General features: G+C 71.8%; 16 protein-coding genes and 1 tRNA gene. 4 read left to right on the forward strand and 13 right to left on the reverse strand.

Features of this window, described 5'->3' with window-relative positions; genetic code table 11:
* Positions 1-43: 43 nt before the first annotated feature.
* From ABZ808_RS21705 to ABZ808_RS21730, 6 genes are all read right to left on the reverse strand, one after another.
* Entirely contained in the window at positions 44-874 is an 831-nt protein-coding gene (locus ABZ808_RS21705; protein WP_357009296.1) for an inositol monophosphatase family protein, read from the reverse strand.
* A gap of 133 nt (positions 875-1,007) precedes the next feature.
* The gene (gene pth / locus ABZ808_RS21710; protein WP_357009299.1) at positions 1,008-1,598 is read right to left on the reverse strand and encodes an aminoacyl-tRNA hydrolase; all 591 of its coding nucleotides are present in this window, start codon (positions 1,596-1,598) and stop codon (positions 1,008-1,010) included.
* A gap of 95 nt (positions 1,599-1,693) precedes the next feature.
* Positions 1,694-2,392, reverse strand: coding sequence for a 50S ribosomal protein L25/general stress protein Ctc (locus tag ABZ808_RS21715; protein ID WP_357009302.1), 699 nt, complete (start codon positions 2,390-2,392; stop codon positions 1,694-1,696).
* A 344-nt stretch (positions 2,393-2,736) separates the two neighbouring features.
* Complete coding sequence (locus ABZ808_RS21720) at positions 2,737-3,717, reverse strand: ribose-phosphate diphosphokinase (protein WP_357009305.1); 981 nt, start codon at positions 3,715-3,717, stop codon at positions 2,737-2,739.
* A 57-nt stretch (positions 3,718-3,774) separates the two neighbouring features.
* On the reverse strand, positions 3,775-5,307 hold the full coding sequence (gene glmU / locus ABZ808_RS21725) for a bifunctional UDP-N-acetylglucosamine diphosphorylase/glucosamine-1-phosphate N-acetyltransferase GlmU (protein ID WP_357009308.1): 1,533 nt from the start codon (positions 5,305-5,307) through the stop codon (positions 3,775-3,777).
* 110 nt (positions 5,308-5,417) lie between these two features.
* Positions 5,418-5,489 (reverse strand) — tRNA-Gln (locus tag ABZ808_RS21730).
* A 303-nt stretch (positions 5,490-5,792) separates the two neighbouring features.
* On the opposite strand from ABZ808_RS21730, the gene ABZ808_RS21735 reads away from it, so the two are divergent.
* A complete protein-coding gene (locus ABZ808_RS21735; protein WP_357009311.1) occupies positions 5,793-6,758 on the forward strand; it encodes an acyl-CoA desaturase in 966 nt (321 codons plus the stop codon).
* A 220-nt stretch (positions 6,759-6,978) separates the two neighbouring features.
* A complete protein-coding gene (locus tag ABZ808_RS21740) occupies positions 6,979-7,665 on the forward strand; it encodes a TetR/AcrR family transcriptional regulator (protein WP_357009314.1) in 687 nt (228 codons plus the stop codon).
* A gap of 30 nt (positions 7,666-7,695) precedes the next feature.
* Here the strand turns inward: ABZ808_RS21740 and ABZ808_RS21745 are convergent, their stop codons facing one another.
* From ABZ808_RS21745 to ABZ808_RS21770, 6 genes are all read right to left on the reverse strand, one after another.
* Positions 7,696-8,172 carry a DUF4383 domain-containing protein gene (locus tag ABZ808_RS21745; protein ID WP_357009316.1) on the reverse strand — a complete coding sequence of 159 codons (477 nt, stop codon included), beginning with the start codon at positions 8,170-8,172 and terminating at the stop codon, positions 7,696-7,698.
* Positions 8,173-8,379: 207 nt separating this feature from the next.
* The gene (locus ABZ808_RS21750) at positions 8,380-8,835 is read right to left on the reverse strand and encodes a DUF4383 domain-containing protein (RefSeq protein ID WP_357009319.1); all 456 of its coding nucleotides are present in this window, start codon (positions 8,833-8,835) and stop codon (positions 8,380-8,382) included.
* 102 nt (positions 8,836-8,937) lie between these two features.
* The gene (locus tag ABZ808_RS21755) at positions 8,938-10,743 is read right to left on the reverse strand and encodes an ABC-F family ATP-binding cassette domain-containing protein (protein WP_357009322.1); all 1,806 of its coding nucleotides are present in this window, start codon (positions 10,741-10,743) and stop codon (positions 8,938-8,940) included.
* Between the two features lie 114 nt (positions 10,744-10,857).
* A complete protein-coding gene (locus ABZ808_RS21760) occupies positions 10,858-11,808 on the reverse strand; it encodes a 4-(cytidine 5'-diphospho)-2-C-methyl-D-erythritol kinase (RefSeq protein WP_357009323.1) in 951 nt (316 codons plus the stop codon).
* A gap of 77 nt (positions 11,809-11,885) precedes the next feature.
* Positions 11,886-12,755, reverse strand: a complete 870-nt coding sequence (gene rsmA, locus ABZ808_RS21765) for a 16S rRNA (adenine(1518)-N(6)/adenine(1519)-N(6))-dimethyltransferase RsmA (protein WP_357009326.1) — start codon at positions 12,753-12,755, stop codon at positions 11,886-11,888.
* 46 nt (positions 12,756-12,801) lie between these two features.
* Complete coding sequence (locus ABZ808_RS21770) at positions 12,802-13,701, reverse strand: TatD family hydrolase (RefSeq protein ID WP_357009329.1); 900 nt, start codon at positions 13,699-13,701, stop codon at positions 12,802-12,804.
* 221 nt (positions 13,702-13,922) lie between these two features.
* On the opposite strand from ABZ808_RS21770, the gene ABZ808_RS21775 reads away from it, so the two are divergent.
* The gene (locus ABZ808_RS21775) at positions 13,923-15,170 is read left to right on the forward strand and encodes a hypothetical protein (protein WP_357009333.1); all 1,248 of its coding nucleotides are present in this window, start codon (positions 13,923-13,925) and stop codon (positions 15,168-15,170) included.
* A 50-nt stretch (positions 15,171-15,220) separates the two neighbouring features.
* Here ABZ808_RS21775 and metG read toward each other — a convergent pair whose 3' ends face one another.
* Positions 15,221-17,023 (reverse strand): methionine--tRNA ligase, encoded by a 1,803-nt coding sequence (gene metG, locus ABZ808_RS21780; RefSeq protein ID WP_357009336.1) that lies wholly within the window; start codon positions 17,021-17,023, stop codon positions 15,221-15,223.
* Positions 17,024-17,172: 149 nt separating this feature from the next.
* Between metG and ABZ808_RS21785 the strand changes: the two genes are divergently transcribed.
* Entirely contained in the window at positions 17,173-18,141 is a 969-nt protein-coding gene (locus tag ABZ808_RS21785) for a hypothetical protein (protein WP_357009339.1), read from the forward strand.
* Positions 18,142-18,145: the final 4 nt, after the last annotated feature.

Consider the following 18,145-nt stretch of genomic DNA (forward strand, 5'->3'; position numbering starts at 1 on the left):
TCCAGACCTTTCCGGTCGGGCATGTCAAGAAAGTTCGCTCAGGCTACCCGGAATGTCTCTGCAGCGCTGCAAGCAACCGGTGGGCGAGATCCTTGCGACAGACCAGCAGGTCCGGCAGGCGCGGATCCGCCTCGTTGTATCGAAGCGCAGAACCGTCGATCCGGGAAGCGTGCAGTCCGGTGGCCGTCGCCACAGCCACCGGGGCGGCCGAGTCCCACTCGTACTGCCCGCCGGCGTGGATGTACGCGTCCACCTCGCCGGTCACCACGGCAGCGATCTTCGCGCCGGCCGAGCCCATCGGCACCAGGTGCGCCCCGACGTCCTCGGCCAGGTCGGTCAGGAAGACGGGCGGCCGGCTCCGGCTCGCGGCCAGGCGGATCTTCCGCTCGCCGGCCGTCGCCGCCTCCACGGTCATCGGCGGGTACGCCGGCGGGTAGTCCGTGCCCAGCACCCGGTGCTGCGCCGGCAGCCCCACGGCCCCGGCCACCAGCCCGTGCGCGCTCGGCGCGTTACGGGCCCAGAGAGCGATGTGCACCGCCCAGTCCGAGCGGCCCTCCTCGGAGAACTCCCGAGTGCCGTCCAACGGGTCGATGATCCACACGCGGTCGGCGGTCAGCCGGGACACCGCCCCGGCGTTCACCTCGGCCGCCCAGGCCAGCCGCGAGCCCTCGTCCTCCTCGGAGAGCACCGCGTCCCCGGGCCGCCACTTCGCCAACTCCGTACGGATCAGGTCGTGCGACACCTTGTCACCGGCCGACTTCAGGGCACCGGCGTCCGCGAAACCCAACTCCGTCCGCAGGGCGAGCAGCGCCTGACCGGCCCGGGAGGCCAACCACCGGGCGAACGCGCCGTCGATCATCGGAGGACTACCCATCTGCCACTCCCGTCGCCTCGCCGCGTCCCGCGCCGCACGCACTGACTGGCCACGACCCGCTGCGCAGGTCGCGGCACTCCGAAAGGCGCAGACTACCGGCCCGCCATTTCCGATCCGGTACGCCCCGCACCGCTCAACCGCCGTGGTAGAGGTTCTGGGTCGGCTCCACGCCCTTGACGATCACCGACTCCACCACGTCGGCAGCCCGGTCCACCAGGAAATCCAGCTCCTTGCGCTCCGCCGCGCCGAAATCCGACAGCACGTAATCCGCCGGATCCTGCCGTCCCGGTGGGCGACCGACGCCGAACCGCACCCGGACGTAGTCCTTCGTGCCCAACGACTTCGACATCGAGCGCAGGCCGTTGTGCCCGCCCTCGCCACCGCCGAACTTGATGCGTACCTGGCCGAAGTCGATGTCCAGCTCGTCGTGCGCCGCGATCACCTGCGCCGGGGGCACCTTGTAGAACTGTGCCAACGCCGCGACGGGCCCACCGGAGAGGTTCATGTACGTCAGTGGCTTGGCCAGCACCAGCTTCGGCCCACCGAACCCGAGCCGTCCCTCGGCCACCTCGGCGACCGCCCGCTTGTGCCGACCGAACCGCGCGCCCACGCGTCCGGCCAGCAGGTCGGCCACCATGAAGCCGACGTTGTGCCGGTTACCGGCGTACTCCCGACCGGGGTTTCCCAGGCCGACCACCAGCCACGGCCCCGCCTCGTCCGTCACGACCCGTCCCTTTCGCAGTCCCGTCCGACCGACTCCCGATACGCCGGCAGGCGCCCCCGAAATCTCGGGGACGCCTGCCGCACGATACGAACCGATCAGGCCTCGGTGCGCGCCTCGGTGTTCTCCGCGCCCTCGGCGGCCGGAGCGGCGTCCGCGCCCTCGGAGCCCTCGGTGACCTCGCCGACCTCGGCCTCAGCCTCGTCGGTGGCCACCTCGACCTCGGGCAGCGTCGCCTCGAGCTGCTCGGCGGTCGGCGCGGCGGTCACCGCGGCGACCGGCAGCGTCGCGTCGACAGCCAACTCGACACCGCTCGGCAGCTCGACGTCGCCGGCGGTCACCTGGGAGCCCGCCTCCAGGCCCTCGATCGAGGCCTCGAGGTGGTCCGGCACCTTGGTGGCGTCGGCGGTCACCGAGAGGGTGTCGTGGTCGTGCACGATCAGGGTGTCCCGGGCGGCCTCGCCGGTCAGCTGGACCGGGACCTCGACGGTGACCTTCTCGCCCCGGCGGACCAGGATGAGGTCCACGTGCTCGAAGGTGTCCCGGATCGGGTCACGCTGAATCGCCTTCGGCAGCGCCAGCACCTGGGTGCCGTCGGTGATGTCGATCGCGAAGAGCTGGTTGGCACCGCCCTTACGGATCGCCGCGGCGAACTCCCGCGACGGCAGCGCGATGTGCTTGGGCTTCTCGCCGTGGCCGTACAGCACGGCTGGCACCTTGCCGGCCCGGCGGGTACGGCGGGCACCACCCTTGCCGAACTCGGTGCGGGGCTCGGCGCTGATCTTTACCTCGGACACGGGGAAACTCCTGATGCTTTTCGCTGCGGCGGCTTGTCGTCTTGCGGTGCTGGGCGAGGGGCTCGCTGGGGCTCATGCGTCATGAACGACTGCCCGGAGCACCGCGTCGATGACGGTGCCTCCGTGCGGCGCTCTTCAGCGGCCCGCCGGGCACCCTCGCCGTGGCAACCGCACTAGTCTACCCGAGCTGATTCCAGGGCTCGCGGCAGTCCCCGGTCACGGCTCCGGGCTGGCACGCCGACGGTGATCCCGTCCGCGTACCAGCCCCGTTTCCCCTCAGCCTGCCAGCTCCGGACCCGCCAGCGTGCCGAATGGCGGAAACGGGGCCCATCACACCGCGAGGCTCAGCTCAGCCCACCGAAGAGGGTGGTCACCGAACCATCGTCGAAGACCTCCCGGATAGCCCGCGCCAGCAGCGGCGCGATCGACAGCACGGTCAGCTTGTCCAGCTGCTTCTCCGGCGGGAGCGGCAGCGTGTTGGTCACCACGATCTCGCTGATCGAGCTGTTCTTGAGCCGCTCGGTGGCCGGGTCCGACAGCAGCGCGTGGGTGGACGCCACCACGATCTCCGCCGCGCCCGACTCCTTGAGGATGTCGGCGGCCTTGGTGATCGTGCCGCCGGTGTCGATCATGTCGTCGACGATCAGGCAAACCCGGTCCTCCACCTCGCCGACCACCCGGTTCGCCACGACCTGGTTCGGCTTCATCGGGTCGCGGGTCTTGTGGATGAACGCCAGCGGGCAGCCGCCCAGCCGGTCGGTCCACCGCTCCGCCACCCGGACCCGGCCCGAGTCCGGTGCCACCACTGTCATCGGGCGGCCGGCGTACTTGTGCTCCACGTACTCGGCGAGGATGTCCATCGCGAAGAGGTGGTCCACCGGGCCGTCGAAGAAGCCCTGGATCTGCGCGGTGTGCAGGTCGACGGTGAGGATCCGGTTCGCACCGGCGGTCTTCAGCAGGTCCGCCACCAGTCGTGCCGAGATCGGCTCCCGACCCCGGTGCTTCTTGTCCTGCCGCGCGTACGGGTAGAACGGCAGCACGACGGTGATCCGCTTGGCCGACCCCCGCTTCAGCGCGTCCACCATGATCAGGGTCTCCATGACCCAGGTGTTCACCCCGTGCGTCACGGACTGCACCACGAAGGCGTCCGAACCACGCACCGAGTCCTTGAATCGTACGAAGAGCTCGCCGTTGGCGAACTCGTACGCGTCGGCCGGCGTCGGCGCGACACCGAGCACCTCGCCGATCTCCTTGGCCAACTCCGGAAAACCTCGTCCGGAAAAGAGCATCAGGCTTTTGCGGTTTTCGGCGACGATGCTGCCCATGGGCCCGTCTGCTCCCGTTTGTCGGCGATACCCGGCCCTGTGGTGGTGGGTCGGAGACTATTCGGTTGCAGTATCTCCCGTGCCCGACGCACCGCCCACCGTCTCGGCCGGCCCGTGCATTGCCTCACTGTCGCTTGCGGCGCCGGCCCCGTTGGACGCACCCTGCACGTCACGTGCCCGCTTGGCGGCCTCGGCCGCAGCCGTGCCGGCCCGCCGCTTCACCACCCAGCCCTCGATGTTGCGCTGGCGTGCCCGGGCGACACCCATCGCACCCGCCGGTACGTCGTCCACGATGACCGAGCCGGCCGCCGTGTACGCGCCGTCGCCCACCTCGACCGGTGCCACGAACATGTTGTCCGCGCCGGTCCGGGCGTGGCTGCCGATCACCGTGCGGTGCTTGTGCACCCCGTCGTAGTTGACGAAGACCGACGCCGCGCCGATGTTGCTCTGCTCGCCGATCGTCGCGTCACCGACGTACGTCAGGTGCGGCACCTTGGAGCCGGCGCCGATCTCGGAGTTCTTCACCTCGACGAACGTGCCGACCTTCGCCTTGTCGGCGAGCCGTGCGGCGGGCCGCAGGTAGGCGTACGGGCCCACGCTGGCGCCCGCGCCCACCTCGGCGCCCACGGCGTGGCTGCGCACCACCGAGGCGGCCGGGCCGACGATCGTGTCGACAAGCGTGACGTCCGGCCCGACCAGCGTGCCCGCGCCGACCACCGTGCTGCCGCGCAGTTGGGTGTTCTGGTCGATGACCGCGTCGCGGTCCAGCGCCACCGTCACGTCGATCCAGGTGGTCGCGGGGTCGAGCAGGCTGACCCCGGTCCGCATCCACGCCTCGTTGACCCGGTCGCGCAGCAGCCGGCGCAGCGTCGCCAGTTCCACCCGGTCGTTGCAGCCCAACGTCTCCACGTGGTCGTCGGCCACGTGGACCGCGACCGGCTCGCCGGCCGAGCGGAGCAACCCGAAGACGTCGGTCAGGTACTCCTCGCCCTGGTCGTTGTCGGTGGAGAGCTTGCCCAGCGCGTCGCGCAGCCGCACCGCGTCGAACGCGTAGATGCCGGCGTTGATCTCCTGGATGGCGCGCTGCGTCGCGTCGGCGTCGCGCTCCTCGACGATCTGCTCCAGCCGCCCGTCCGCGTCCCGGACGATCCGGCCGAGCCCGGTCGGGTCGGGCACCTCGGCGGCCAGCACGGTCGCCGCCGCGGCGGCCTGCTCGTGCGCGGTGACCAACGCGCCGACCGTCTCCGGGCGCAGCAGGGGAACGTCCCCGTTGATCACCACGACGGTGCCGGCCCCGTCCGGTACGGCCTCCAGCGCGATGCGGACGGCGTGCCCGGTGCCGAGCTGCTCGGCCTGGAGCACGGGAGTGGCGTCCGGGGCGACCTCGGTCAGGTGGGCGCGAACCTGGTCGGCGCCGTGCCCGACCACGACGACGGTGCGGTCGGCCGCCAGCGGGGCGGCCGCGCTCAGCACGTGGCCCAGCAGCGTGCGGCCGAGGAGGGGGTGCAGCACCTTTGGCAGTGTCGACTTCATCCGCTTGCCCTCACCGGCGGCGAGCACGACGACGGTACGAAGGTGGGGCTGGGGCACGACGTGGCTCCCGTCGGGACGGCGGACACTCTCGCGGTCATGCTAACCGCGAGGGCCGGCTCGGTTCCCTCTTACCCCCAGTGGGGCCCAGAACGGACCAAAGGGGGCAGCTCGGCCGCCAGGGTTCGAACCTGAAACACGGGTACCAAAGACCCGGGTGTTGCCAATTACACCACGGCCGATCAGCGACGCTAAGGCGTCACATCTGGGATGGGCATCCCGCGCTACACCTTAGCGCCCCGCCCGCCGGACGCCATCGCTCATTCCGCCCTACGCCTGGCGACGCGCCCGCCCGGGAGCGCCCCGGGCGGCCGTCCGGATTCGACTCGGACGTCGGTGACCGGCCGCCTGCGGTCGCCATCGGCGAGGCTCTGACCTGCCTCTCAGCGCCTTTTCGGAAACTTCCTCGTGCGATCTACGGTGCCGTAAGTTACGGTGACGTAGGCGTAGCTTCGTGATCCTTTCGTCCCCCCCTGCGAGGTGCCATGTCGACCACTGTGCTCGAACCCAACACCACCGGCCCCGGCCCGAAACCGCTCACCGACGGCAGCCAGTCCCCCGGGATCCTGGCCGGCCTGTGGGCGTTCGTCGTGATTCCCTTCGCGGCCCTGCTGGTCGCCGTCCCGGTGGCCTGGGGCGGCTGGCTGGGCTGGACCGACGTGGTCATCGGCCTGGTCTGGTACGTGGTCTGCGGGCTCGGCATCACCGTCGGCTTCCACCGGTACTTCACGCACGGCTCGTTCAAGGCCAAGCGGTGGCTGCGCGTCTCGCTGGCGGTCGCGGGTTCGTTGGCGGTGCAGGGCGAGATCATCCAGTGGGTGGCCGACCACCGGCGGCACCACGCCTTCTCCGACCTGGAGGGTGACCCGCACTCCCCGTGGCGCTTCGGCACCAGCTTCTGGGCGCTGACCCGCGGGCTGTTCCACGCCCACGTTGGCTGGTTGTTCCGTCGGGAGCTGTCCAACCGGGCACGGTTCGCGCCCGACCTGATCGCCGATCGCGACATCAGCCGTGTGGACCGGCTCTTCCCGGCCCTGGTGGCCATCTCGCTGCTCGGCCCGGCGCTGATCGGCGGCCTGGTCACCTGGTCGTGGCAGGGCGCGCTCACCGCGTTCTTCTGGGCCGGGCTGGTCCGGATCGGCCTGCTGCACCACGTCACCTGGGCGATCAACTCGGTCTGCCACGTCTACGGCGAGCGTCCGTTCGCCATGCGCCAGGGTGACCGGGCGTCGAACTTCTGGCCGCTGGCGATCCTGTCGTTCGGCGAGAGCTGGCACAACCTGCACCACGCCGACCCCACCAGCGCACGGCACGGCGTCCTGCGTGGCCAGGTGGACATCTCCGCCCGCGTCATCTGGTTGTTCGAGAAGATCGGTGCGGCGTCGCAGGTCCGCTGGCCGAAGCCGGAACGCATCGCGGCGAAGCTCGTGAAGCCGGTCCCACCCCGGTAAACCGGGCGGTACTCCTGGAGGGCGCCTGGCAGGATGGCCGGATGACCGAGCCAAGCGGGGGGACCGGACGGCTCGGCGGACAGGGCCGGGCCCCAACCGGGTGCGGTCGCACTGCACGGCGGGCGGCTGGGCCGCCCGCCAGTGAGGCGACGATGTGAGCGGGCACAACGGAGGCACCATCCCACGGCAGGGCGTCACCGAGCGCCAGCGAGGCGGCGACATGCCTGAGGTCAGCGACACTGCCGGAGGCCGGCGCGCGGCTGCGGCTTCCGCGGCCAAACCCAAAACCACCTCCCGGGTACGCATGTCGGCGGCCCAGCGGCGGGAGCAGTTGATCGCGACCGGCCGTCAACTGTTCGCCGAGCGCGGTTTCGACGCCACCTCCATCGAGGAGGTGGCGGCCCGCGCCAAGGTCTCGAAGCCGGTGGTCTACGAGCATTTCGGCGGCAAGGAAGGGCTCTACGCGGTGGTCGTGGACCGGGAGGTCCGTGCCCTACTGGACCGGATCACCACGGCGTTGACCGCCGGGCACCCGCGGGAGCTGTTGGAGCAGGCGGCGATGGCCCTGCTGGGCTACATCGAGGAGGAGACCAGCGGGTTCCGCGTGCTGGTCCGCGAGTCGCCGCTGATGTCCGCGACGGGCACCTTCAGCAGCGTGATGAACGACGTGGCACACCAGGTCGAGCACATTTTGGGCGCCGAATTCAAGAGCCGCGGGTACGACCCGAAGCTGGCCGAACTGTATTCGCAGGCGCTGGTGGGCATGGTCGCGCTGACCGGCAGTTGGTGGCTGGAGGTGCGCAAGCCACGTAAGGAGGTGGTGGCGGCGCACCTGGTCAACCTGGCCTGGAACGGGTTGTCGCACCTGGAGGCGAAACCGGGCCTGATCACCGCGCGCCGCCGCTGACCCGTCAGCGACGGCCGCGGCCGTTCCCGCTCAGCGGCGGTGCACCTCGGCGACCGGGTGGTTACGGCGTTGGCGTTCCGTCTCGGCGTGCTCCTCGGACCCGACCTTGTCGTAGAGGCCGGTGCCGAGCAGGATCAGGCCGAACACCATCGACACGACGACTGTCGACATCGAGAAGTTGAGGAAGTTCGCATCGGTCTGCAGCACCGACATCATGAGGATGCTGGTCGCCAGGAACACCGCGCCGGCGGTCAGGTTCATGTAGTGGCCGAGGTTGGTGCGCCGGGACGCCCCGATGATCAGAACGACTCCGAAGATCACCGAGGCGAGTGAGAAGGCCAGGTTGGTTCGCAGGCCGAGCGCCCAGTGGCTGCCCCGGTCGAAGAGCGGGTCACCGATCGTCTCGGCGACACCCCAGACGCCGAAGACCAGGATGTAGAGGCCGATCAGACCGGTCAGAACCCGGTAGAGCGGCCGTGCCGGATGGTTCACCGGAAAGTGCGGCATACCTCGGACCTCCCAAATTAACCGATTCAGGAGGATTGTCACCCGAGGCGACAGAAGCTGTCCCATGAACGGGCAAAGCGGAAGGGCCACCGAAAGGCTGGACCAGGTCAGGTTTTCGCCGGAGCCCGAGCTGCGCAGGGATCAAGCCTGACCGCCCGGAGCAGCTCGGGCTCCGGCGAAAACCACAACAGCGACCAAGAAACGACCTCAGAGCACGAGGCGAGCCTTCTGGAACGCCTCCGCCTCCTCCTCCGAGCCGACCTTGCCGTACATGCCGGCCATGAGCAGCACCAGGGAGGCCGTCAGCATGACGACCACGGTGAACACGTTGACATTGAAGATGTTGGCGTCGGTCCGGATGAACGCGAGGCTGGCCAGGCCGATCGCCATGAGGGCGTACGCCAGCCACTGGTTGATCGCCACGTCGATGTTGCGGCCGAGCGCGGTGCCGACCAGCACGATGATCCCGATAAGCACGCTGAACAGCGAGAACCCGAAGTTGGTGCCCTGACCGAGGACCTGGGTGTCGTCCTTAGCGAAGATCTCGTCGCCGGCGGTCGTGATGATGCCGAGCACACCGAAGACCACCAGGTACAGACCGGTCAGCCCGCCGATCGCCCGGTAGATCGGCCGCGCGGGGTGGTTGACGGGGGTGTGGGCCATGTCTGAGTCTCCAACGCCGTGGGTGAGGTGTCGCCGACGATTGTCCCGCATGTGGTGGTGTGACGCCGCACACGTCCCCCGGGGCGACGCGTTCCACCCCGGTCAGCTCTCGGGCAGGTCCTCGGCGAGGGTCATCCAGGTCTCCTCGATCCGCTCCCGTTCGGCGCGCAGGTCCTTGAGCTGGGTGTCCAGGTCGGCGACCTTGGCGTAGTCGGTGGCATCGGCGGCGAGCTGGTCCAGCAGGGTGACCTCGCGCTGGTCGAGCTTGCCGAGCTGCCGTTCCAGCCGGGTCAGCTCCTTGCGGGCCTGGCGGACGTCGGCCGCGGACATGCCGCCAGCAGAAGGGCCGGCGGACACGGTGGTCGGGCTGGCAGCGGTCCGGGGTGCACCGGCCCGTTCGGCGGTCCGGGCAAGGTACTCGTCGACGCCGCCTGGCAGGTGCACGAGCCGACCGTCGCCGAACATCCCGTACGCCGTGTCGGTGACCCGTTCGATGAGGTAGCGGTCGTGGCTGGCCACGATGATCGTGCCCGGCCACGAGTCGAGCAGATCCTCCAGCGCGGCCAGGGTGTCGGTGTCCAGGTCGTTGGTGGGCTCGTCGAAGAGCAGCACGTTGGGCTCACCCGCGAGCAGCCGCAGCATCTGCAACCGGCGGCGCTCACCGCCGGAGAGGTCGCTGACCGGTGTCCAGAGGCGGCGGTCGTCGAAACCGAAGACCTCGGCGAGCTGGGCGGCGGAGACCTCCCGGTCGCCGAGCTGGACGCGGCGGGCGACCTCCTCGACGGCTTCGAGGACCCGCAGGTGCCCGGGCAGCTCGGCGAGCTCCTGGGACAGGAACGCCGGCCGGACCGTGGAGCCCGTGTTGAAGCGGCCACCGTCGGGGCGGGTGATCCCGGCGAGCATCCGCAGCAGCGTGGTCTTGCCGGCGCCGTTGGCACCGAGAATGGCGATCCGGTCACCGGGGCCGACCAGCCACGTGGCGTCCCGCAGGATCTCTTTCGGCCCGGCGTGCAGCTCGACGTTCTCCAGGTCGTACACCTGCTTGCCGAGCCGGGAGGTGGCCATCCGCTGCAACGACATGGTGTCGCGGGCCGGCGGCACGTCGGCGATCAACGCGTTGGCGGCGTCGATGCGGAACTGGGGCTTCGAGGTGCGGGCCGGCGGGCCACGGCGCAGCCAGGCGATCTCCTTGCGGAGCAGGTTCTGCCGGCGGGCCTCGGTGGCGGCGGCGACGCGCTCACGCTCGGCTCGGGCGAGGATCCAGGCGGCGAACCCACCCTCGTACGCGCGGACGGCCTGGTCGGCGACCTCCCAGGTGGTGGTGCAGACCGCGTCCAGGAACCACCGGTCGTGGGTGACCACCACCAGGGAGCCCTTGCGACCGACCAGGTGCCGGGCCAGCCAGTCGACACCGGCGACGTCGAGGTGGTTGGTGGGCTCGTCGAGGATCAACAGGTCGGAGTCGCGGACGAGCAGCGCGGCGAGCGCCACCCGGCGCCGTTCGCCACCGGACATCGGGCCGACCGGCTGGTCGAGGCCGAGGTGTGGCATGCCGAGGCCGTCGAGGATGGCGCGCACCCCTGCGTCACCGGCCCACTCGTGCTCGGCGCCCATGCCCTCGCCGAGCCAGGCGGTGCCGAGCACGACGTCCCGGACGGTGGCGTCGGGGGCGAGCGCGAGCTGCTGCGGCAGCCAGAGCACGCGCAGGTCGCGGCGGTGGGTCACCCGGCCGTCGTCAGGGTCCTCCTGCTTGGTGAGCAGTCGCAGCAGGGTGGACTTGCCGGCACCGTTGAGGCCGACCACGCCGATCCGGTCGGCGTCGTCCAGGCCGAGCGAGACGTCCGTGAGCAGCCGCCCGGCGGCGCCATACCCCTTGGACACCCGGTCCAGATTGACGATGTTGGCCACGTTCCACCCTTCATGATCAAGGCGTCCGGGTGCCGGCGGGCACCTGGACGCCTGCCACAAGGGTACGCGGACGCCCCGGCCTACCGCGCCGCGCGCCCACCGGCGGACGCGACGTCAGCCGACGCGGGCCCCGGCGACCGGGCCGTGCGCGACCCGCGCCTGTCGGCACACGCCCGCCGTGGCCAGCTCGGCGGCGATCCGCTCCGCGTTGGCCGCGTCGGGGGCGAGGAAGACGCAGGTCGGGCCGGAGCCGGAGACGATGCCGGCGAGCGCGCCGGCCGCCTCACCGGCCTTGAGCGTGTCCGCCAGCGCCGGGCGCATCGCCAGGGCCGCGTCCTGAAGGTCGTTGCCGAGCGTACGGGCGAGGACCCGGGGGTCACGCTGACGCAGCGCGCCCAGCAGGGCATCGGTACTGCCCAGCGGGGTGCCGGCGGCGCCGGAATCGCGAAGCCGGTCCAACTCGCGGTACGCGGCAGGCGTGGACAGGCCGACGTCGGCGATCGCCACGACCCAGTGCCAGGACGTCGGCCGGACCAGCACGGGGCTGACCGCCTCGCCCCGGCCGGTGCCCAGCGCGGTGCCGCCGTAGATCAGGAACGGCACGTCGGAGCCGAGGTCGGCGGCGATCCCGGCAAGCTCGTCGCGGGACAGCCCGGTGCCCCAGAGGGCGTCGCAGGCCACCAGCGCGGCGGCCGCGTCGGCACTGCCGCCGGCCAGCCCACCGGCGAGCGGGATCTGCTTGCGCAGGTGCAGTCGGGCGTGCGGCAGCACCCCCGCGTACCCGGCGAGGGCGTGCGCGGCGCGGATCACCAGGTTGGTGTCGTCCAACGCCAGCTCGCCGGTGCCCTCGCCCTCCATGGTCAGGGCAAGGGTGTCGCCCCGGCGGGCCGTCAGCTCGTCGTAGATCGAGATGGCGTGGTAGACGGTGTTCAACTCGTGGTAGCCGTCGCGGCGCAGCGGACCCACCCCGAGGTGCAGGTTGATCTTCGCGGGCACCCGGACCCTCACCGGCCCGATGGCCCCGCGCCGCTCGTCCTCGTCGTCCGGTCGCCAGGCCTCGGTCACGGGGTGACGTCCCGCACGAGCAGGCGAGTGTCGAACGGCTTGATCAAGGTCAACTCCTTGGCGGGCACGGCGTCAGCCTACTTCGCGGCCGGCGTACCGACCGGGGCCGACGCGGCGATGGCGGCGAACTGCTCGACGGTCAGCGACTCCCCCCGGGCACCGGGGTCGACGCCGGCCGCGATGAGCGCGGCGGCGGCCCGGTCCGCGCCGCCGGCCCAGCCGGCCAGCGCGGCGCGCAGGGTCTTGCGACGCTGCGCGAACGCCGCGTCCACCACGGCGAAGACCCGTTCCCGGGGTACGTCGTCGCGAGGCGGTTCGTGGCAGGTGAAGGCCACCAGGCCGGAGTCGACGTTCGGCACCGGCCAGAACACGTTCGGCGGCACCCGACCGGCGCTGCGGGCCTTCGCGTACCAGGCGAGCTTGACCGACGGGATGCCGTACACCTTCGAGCCGGGACCGGCGACCAACCGGTCGGCGACCTCTTTCTGCACCATGACCAGGCCGTGCCGCAGGGTGGGCAGCTCGGCGAGCAGGTTCAGCACCACCGGCACGGCCACGTTGTAGGGCAGGTTCGCCACCAGCGCGGTCGGCGGCGGGTCGGCCAGTTCGGCGGCGCGAACGCGCAGCGCGTCGGCGCGGTGCACGGTGAGCCGGTCGGCGTCCGGCCCGGCGTGCCGCGCGGCGGTCTCCGGCAGCGCCCCGGCGAGCACCGGGTCGATCTCGACGGCGTGCACGTGCCCGGCGACGGGCAGCAGCCCCAGGGTGAGCGAGCCGAGCCCGGGACCGACCTCCAGGGCCACGTCGTCGGGGGTCAGGCCGGCGGCGGTGACGATCCGGCGCACGGTGTTCGGGTCGTGCACGAAGTTCTGGCCCAGCTTCTTGGTGGGCGCGACGCCCAGCCGGGCGGCGAGTTCCCGGATCTCCGCCGGGCCGAGAAGACCGGTCATGGCTGGCAGCGTAGCGGCGGCGTCGGGGCCGACCGGCGGGCCGGGCTCACCACGGGCCGAAGACCCGGTCGCCGGTGGCCGAGATGGCGGCGCACAGCTCGTCCAGGTCGGTGCCGGTGGTCGCGGCGAGCGAGCGGACGGTGAGCGGGATCAGGTACGAGGCGTTCGGCCGGCCACGGTGCGGCATCGGGGTGAGGTACGGGGCGTCGGTCTCCACCAGGATCTGGTCCACCGGGGTCAGCGCGGCGGCCTCCCGCAGCGCGCCGGCGCTGCCGAAGGTGACCGTGCCGGCGAAGCTGAGCAGGAAGCCGCGGCGGACGCACTCGCGGGCGAAGTCGGCGTCACCGGAGAAGCAGTGCAACACCACCGTGTCCGGGGCGCCCTCGGCGTCGAGGATCCGCAGCACGTCGGCGTGCGCCTCCCGGTCGTGGATGACCAGCGCCCGGTCGTACCGCTTGGCGATGGCGATGTGCGCGCGGAAGCTCTCCTCCTGCGCGGCGCGCCCCTCGTCGCCGGTCCGGAAGAAGTCCATCCCGGTCTCGCCGATCCCCCGGACCCGGTCGCGGGCGGCCAACGACTCGATCTCCCGCAGCGCCTCGTCGAGGTCGGCCAGTCGGGGCGCCTCGTTGGGGTGCAGCGCCACGGTGGCCAGCACGGCGGGATGACTGTCGGCGATGTCCGCGCCCCAGCGCGAGGAGGCCACGTCCACGCCCACCTGGACCAGCCGGTCCACGCCGACCGTGGCGGCCACCCCGACCGCCGCGGCGATCGGGTCGTCGGCCGACCCGCCACCGGGCACGCCGGCCTCGCTGACGGTGAGGTCCAGGTGGGTGTGGCTGTCCAGCACCGGCCGGGGCAGTGGCTCGGGGGCGGGCGGGAACTCTCCGGCCCGCCGGGCGGCACGTTCGCGGCGGGTTTCAGTCGGCTCGCTCATCAGCGACAGCATCACACACCGGGGCTGTCCATCCGCCCGCCACCCGGCGTTCACCTCGACTACGCCGCGCGACTCTAGCGTGCCACCAAGCGAGCGTGGCGAGCGAACGGCAGGCACAGCAGCGTGACGCGAGGCGACGGCACGGAGCGAGGCGGAGTGCTGGCAATGAGCGGACTGAGTGCGCCACCGGGCCGTGTCGGCCCGCATCTCACCGAGCAGAGGGAGGTGGCGGCATGAGCGTCACCCCCCAGGCCGGCGGCGCCGCCGACGAACGGACCGGACTGCGCGTGGCGTTCGGTGGCGGGACGTACGCGGCCGAGGAGATCGCCCGGGGTGCCGCGTACGAGCTGTTCAGCGCCAGCGAGGTGGCCGGCTTCGAGTGGGCGCCCCGGTCCGGCGGCGCCCTGCCGTGGCGTCGGTTCGTGCACGTCACCGAGGTGACCGCGGTGCACGGGGCCACCGAGGCGGCCGAGGAGCCGGAGACTCCGCTGATGATGCCGGCGCACCGGGAGCAGGGCTGGGCCCACCTGCACCAACTCAGCCAGCAGCCGGCCGCGGCGGGCGATCCGACTCTCGTCGCCGTACGCGCGTCGGCGGTCGTGCGGCGGGGCACCCGGATGGTGAAGATGCTCTCCGCCCGGCAACTCTCCGGCTACGTGCGGGGCTGGCTGCCGCACGGCTTCTGTTACCGGGAGCACGATGTGGCGCACCTGCGCACTCCGGCGGCGACGACGGTGCTGCGCACCGACGGGGACACCAGCCGGGACGGCCTCGACGTCGCGTACGCGCTGCGGTGGCGGGCCGCCGACCCGGGTGACTACGACGTACCGGCGGGCGGGGCCCACCGAGGGCTGACCGCCCTCGCATCCCGGGACCGGCTGGGTCCACCGGTGCTGGGCACCGGCTTCGTGCCGAGCAACGGCCAGTTCATCCCGGAGTTCATCACCCGGGACTTCGCCGATCTGCCGATGCCGGCGAACGCCACCCTGCTCGCGTACCCCGCCGACGGGGTGGAGGTGGTGCTCTACACCTACCAGGCCGAGCAGCGCGGGTGGCTGCGGATGGCGGGCCCGCAGTGGCGGCACCTGCTGGCGGCGGTGCCGGATCTGTCCCCGGACCAGGAGTACGTGCCGACCGGGGACGCGCCGCGCTCCACCCAACTGGTCGGCATGTACGGCGACACCGAGTACGAGGCGGTGGCCGACCTGCCCGGCGGCTTCCGGGTGCTGGCGATGACCCGGGCGGCCCGGTACCCGGTGGAGTTGGTGGCCCGCCGACTACGGTTCGCGCAGTGGCGCGGCGTGCCGTGCCTCGTGCTGCGGGAGGAGGCCGGCTGGCTGCGGTTGCGGCTGCGCTACCCGGATCCGGATTCGGTGGTCACCACCGGCGCGCAGTGCCACGACCGTGGCGTCTACGAGACGTGGGCGCCGGCCACCGAGGTGACCGACGACCAGGTGATGGACACCCGGTACGCGATGTGACGACGCGCGGCGGTAGGACGCTCACCGCCGCGCGTCGAGCGCTCAGCCGCTCAGCCGGCCAGGCGGGCCAGCTCCTCGTCGACGATCAACGGGTCGAGCTTGCGGAACACCGGCGTCGGCGCGGCCAGGGGCCGGCCGGCCTCCAGCGGCACCGACTCCCAGCGCGCACCGACCGTGTAGTCCCCGGTCAGCACCGGGTACGCCGGCCCGCCGTCCAGGTCGTCGACCTGCTCGATGACCGGCATCGGCGCGTGCACACCGGTGCCGCCGAGCAGCTCGTGCACCTGCTGCGCGGAGTGCGGCAGGAACGGGGTGAGCAGCGTGTTGGCGTCGCTGACCACCTGGAGGGCGACGTGCAGGATGGTGCCCTGGCGGGGCTTGTCGGCCTCAGCCTTGAGCTTCCACGGCGCCTGGTCGGAGAGGTACTTGTTGGCCTCGGCGACCACCTTCATCGCCTCACCGATGGCCTGCTTCTGCCGGTGCCGGCCGATCAGGTCGCCGACCGTGGTGAAGCCCGTCCGGGCCACCGCGAGCAGCGCCTCGTCGGCCTCGGTGAGGCCCGCCGGGTCGACGGGCGGGATCGCGCCGAAGTTCTTCGCCGCCATCGAGATGGACCGGTTGACCAGGTTGCCCCAGCCGGCGACCAGTTCGTCGTTGTTGCGGCGGAGGAACTCGGCCCAGGTGAAGTCCGTGTCGTTGCTCTCCGGGCCGGCGGCGGCGATGAAGTACCGCAGCGCGTCGGCGTCGTAGCGCTCCAGGAAGTCCCGGACGTAGATGACCACCTTGCGGGACGAGGAGAACTTGCGCCCCTCCATGGTCAGGTACTCGCTGGAGACCACCTCGGTCGGCAGGTTGAGCCGACCCAGCTCGCCCGGCTCACCGTCGCGGGAGCCCTCGCCCGAGTAACCGGAGAGCAGCGCCGGCCAGATCACCGAGTGGAAGACGATGTTGTCCTTGCCCATGAAGTAGTACGACCGGGCGTCCTTGCCCTCGCCGTCGGTCGACCACCACCTGCGCCACGCCTCCGGGTCGCCGGAGCGGCGCGCCCACTCGATCGAGGCGGACAGGTAGCCGATCACCGCGTCGAACCAGACGTAGATCCGCTTGTCGGGCCGGTCCCGCCAGCCGTCCAGCGGGATCGGTACGCCCCATTCCAGGTCCCGGGTGATCGCCCGGGGCTGGAGGTCGTCGAGCAGGTTGCGGGAGAACCGCAGCACGTTGGGCCGCCACCCCTCCCGGTTGTCCAGCCACTGCCGCAGCACGTCGGCCAGGGCGGGCAGGTCCAGGAAGAAGTGCTCGGTCTCGACGAACTTCGGAGTCTCCCCGTTGATCCGCGACTTCGGGTCGATCAGGTCGATCGGGTCGAGCTGGTTGCCGCAGTTGTCGCACTGGTCGCCCCGCGCGCTGTCGTACCCGCAGATCGGGCAGGTGCCCTCGATGTACCGGTCGGGCAAGGTGCGCCCGGTGGACGGCGAGATCGCACCCATCGTGGTCTTGGGCACGATGTAGCCGTTGCGGTACATCCCCTCGAACAACTCCTGCACCACGGCGTAGTGGTTGCGGGTGGTGGTGCGGGTGAACAGGTCGTAGGAGAGCCCGAGGCCGTGCAGGTCCTCGACGATCACCCTGTTGTACCGGTCGGCCAGCTCGCGCGGGGTGACCCCGTCGGCGTCGGCCTGCACCTGGATGGGGGTGCCGTGCTCGTCGGTGCCCGAGACCATGAGCACGTCGTGGCCGGCCATCCGCATATACCGGGCGAAGACGTCGGAGGGAACGCCGAAACCGGAGACGTGGCCGATGTGGCGGGGGCCGTTGGCGTACGGCCAGGCCACTGCCGCGAGAACGTGACTCATGAGCAGCAAGCCTAGTGACCCGTCCGGGGAGCCCGCGAACCAATAGGGGGTGCCGGCCCGGCGGACCGGGCCGACCACCCCAGCCAATGGTCCGATTTGTCGCCGACACGCTGTCAAGCTGCCCGTTCTGCCTCCGTGACCGGTGTGCAATGAACGTCGTGACTGGCAGACGAGCGGCCCGGGATCACGACGACCCTCCCACCGGGCCGGTGGTCGGCGACGAGCCCGCCCCGGCGCCCGGCGCGTCCCGGAGCGCCGGGGTGGCGCCCCAGCCCCGGTTGGTGCCCGACACCGACAGGAGCGGCCCGTCGGCCGACACGGTGGCGACGGCCGAGACGGCGACGGCCGACACGGTGGCGACGGCTGACCCGGCCGGGGCGACGGTCGAGGTGGAGCCGACCACCGGGGCACCGGTGGACGCGGTGCCGCGCCGGGTGCCGGTCCGCCAGCAGAACCGCTGGCACCAGGGCGCCCGCCGGCTCGACGCCGACGCACCAGAGGACGAGGGCAGCGCCTTCTGGGCGCCGATCGAGCAGGTGCACTGGGACGGCACCCCGGTGCGGCAGGACACCGAGCCCCAGCGGGACCGGCGGCCCGCCCGCCGCGCGCCGACCCGGACGACGGCGCTGCCGGACCCGCTGCCCGGGCTGGCCGCGCTGGTGCTGCTGAGCCTGGTCGCGGCCTTCTTCGCCTGGGTCAGCGCCGGGCCGTTCTGGCTGGCAGTCGGGCACGCCCGGGTCGGCACCGTGGTGATCGACGAGTGCACCGGCAGCGGGCTGTCCCAGCGGTGCCGGGGCATCTTCACGGCGGACGACGGACGGTTCCTGGCCCACGGGGTACGCGTCAGCGGTGTGCCCATCGGACGCGACGCTCCCGGGACGGCGCTGCCGGCGCGGATGACCGGCCCGGGCAGCGGCACCGCGTACGCCGACACCGGCGCGGGTCGGCACCTGCGCTGGCTGCCCGGCCTGCTGGTGGTGGCCGGCTGCGCCGCCGGCATCGCCCGGTGGACCGGCGCGACCCGGTTGCCCGGTCGGCGGCACCGCCGCTGGGCGGTGACCGCCGCGCTGGCCGGCCCTGCGCTGATCACTCTCGGATTCCTCGTCGCCGCGTGGTGAACCC

Origin of the sequence: Micromonospora sp. NPDC047527, from assembly GCF_040643015.1 — a bacterium.
Taxonomy (GTDB): Bacteria; Actinomycetota; Actinomycetes; order Mycobacteriales; family Micromonosporaceae; genus Micromonospora.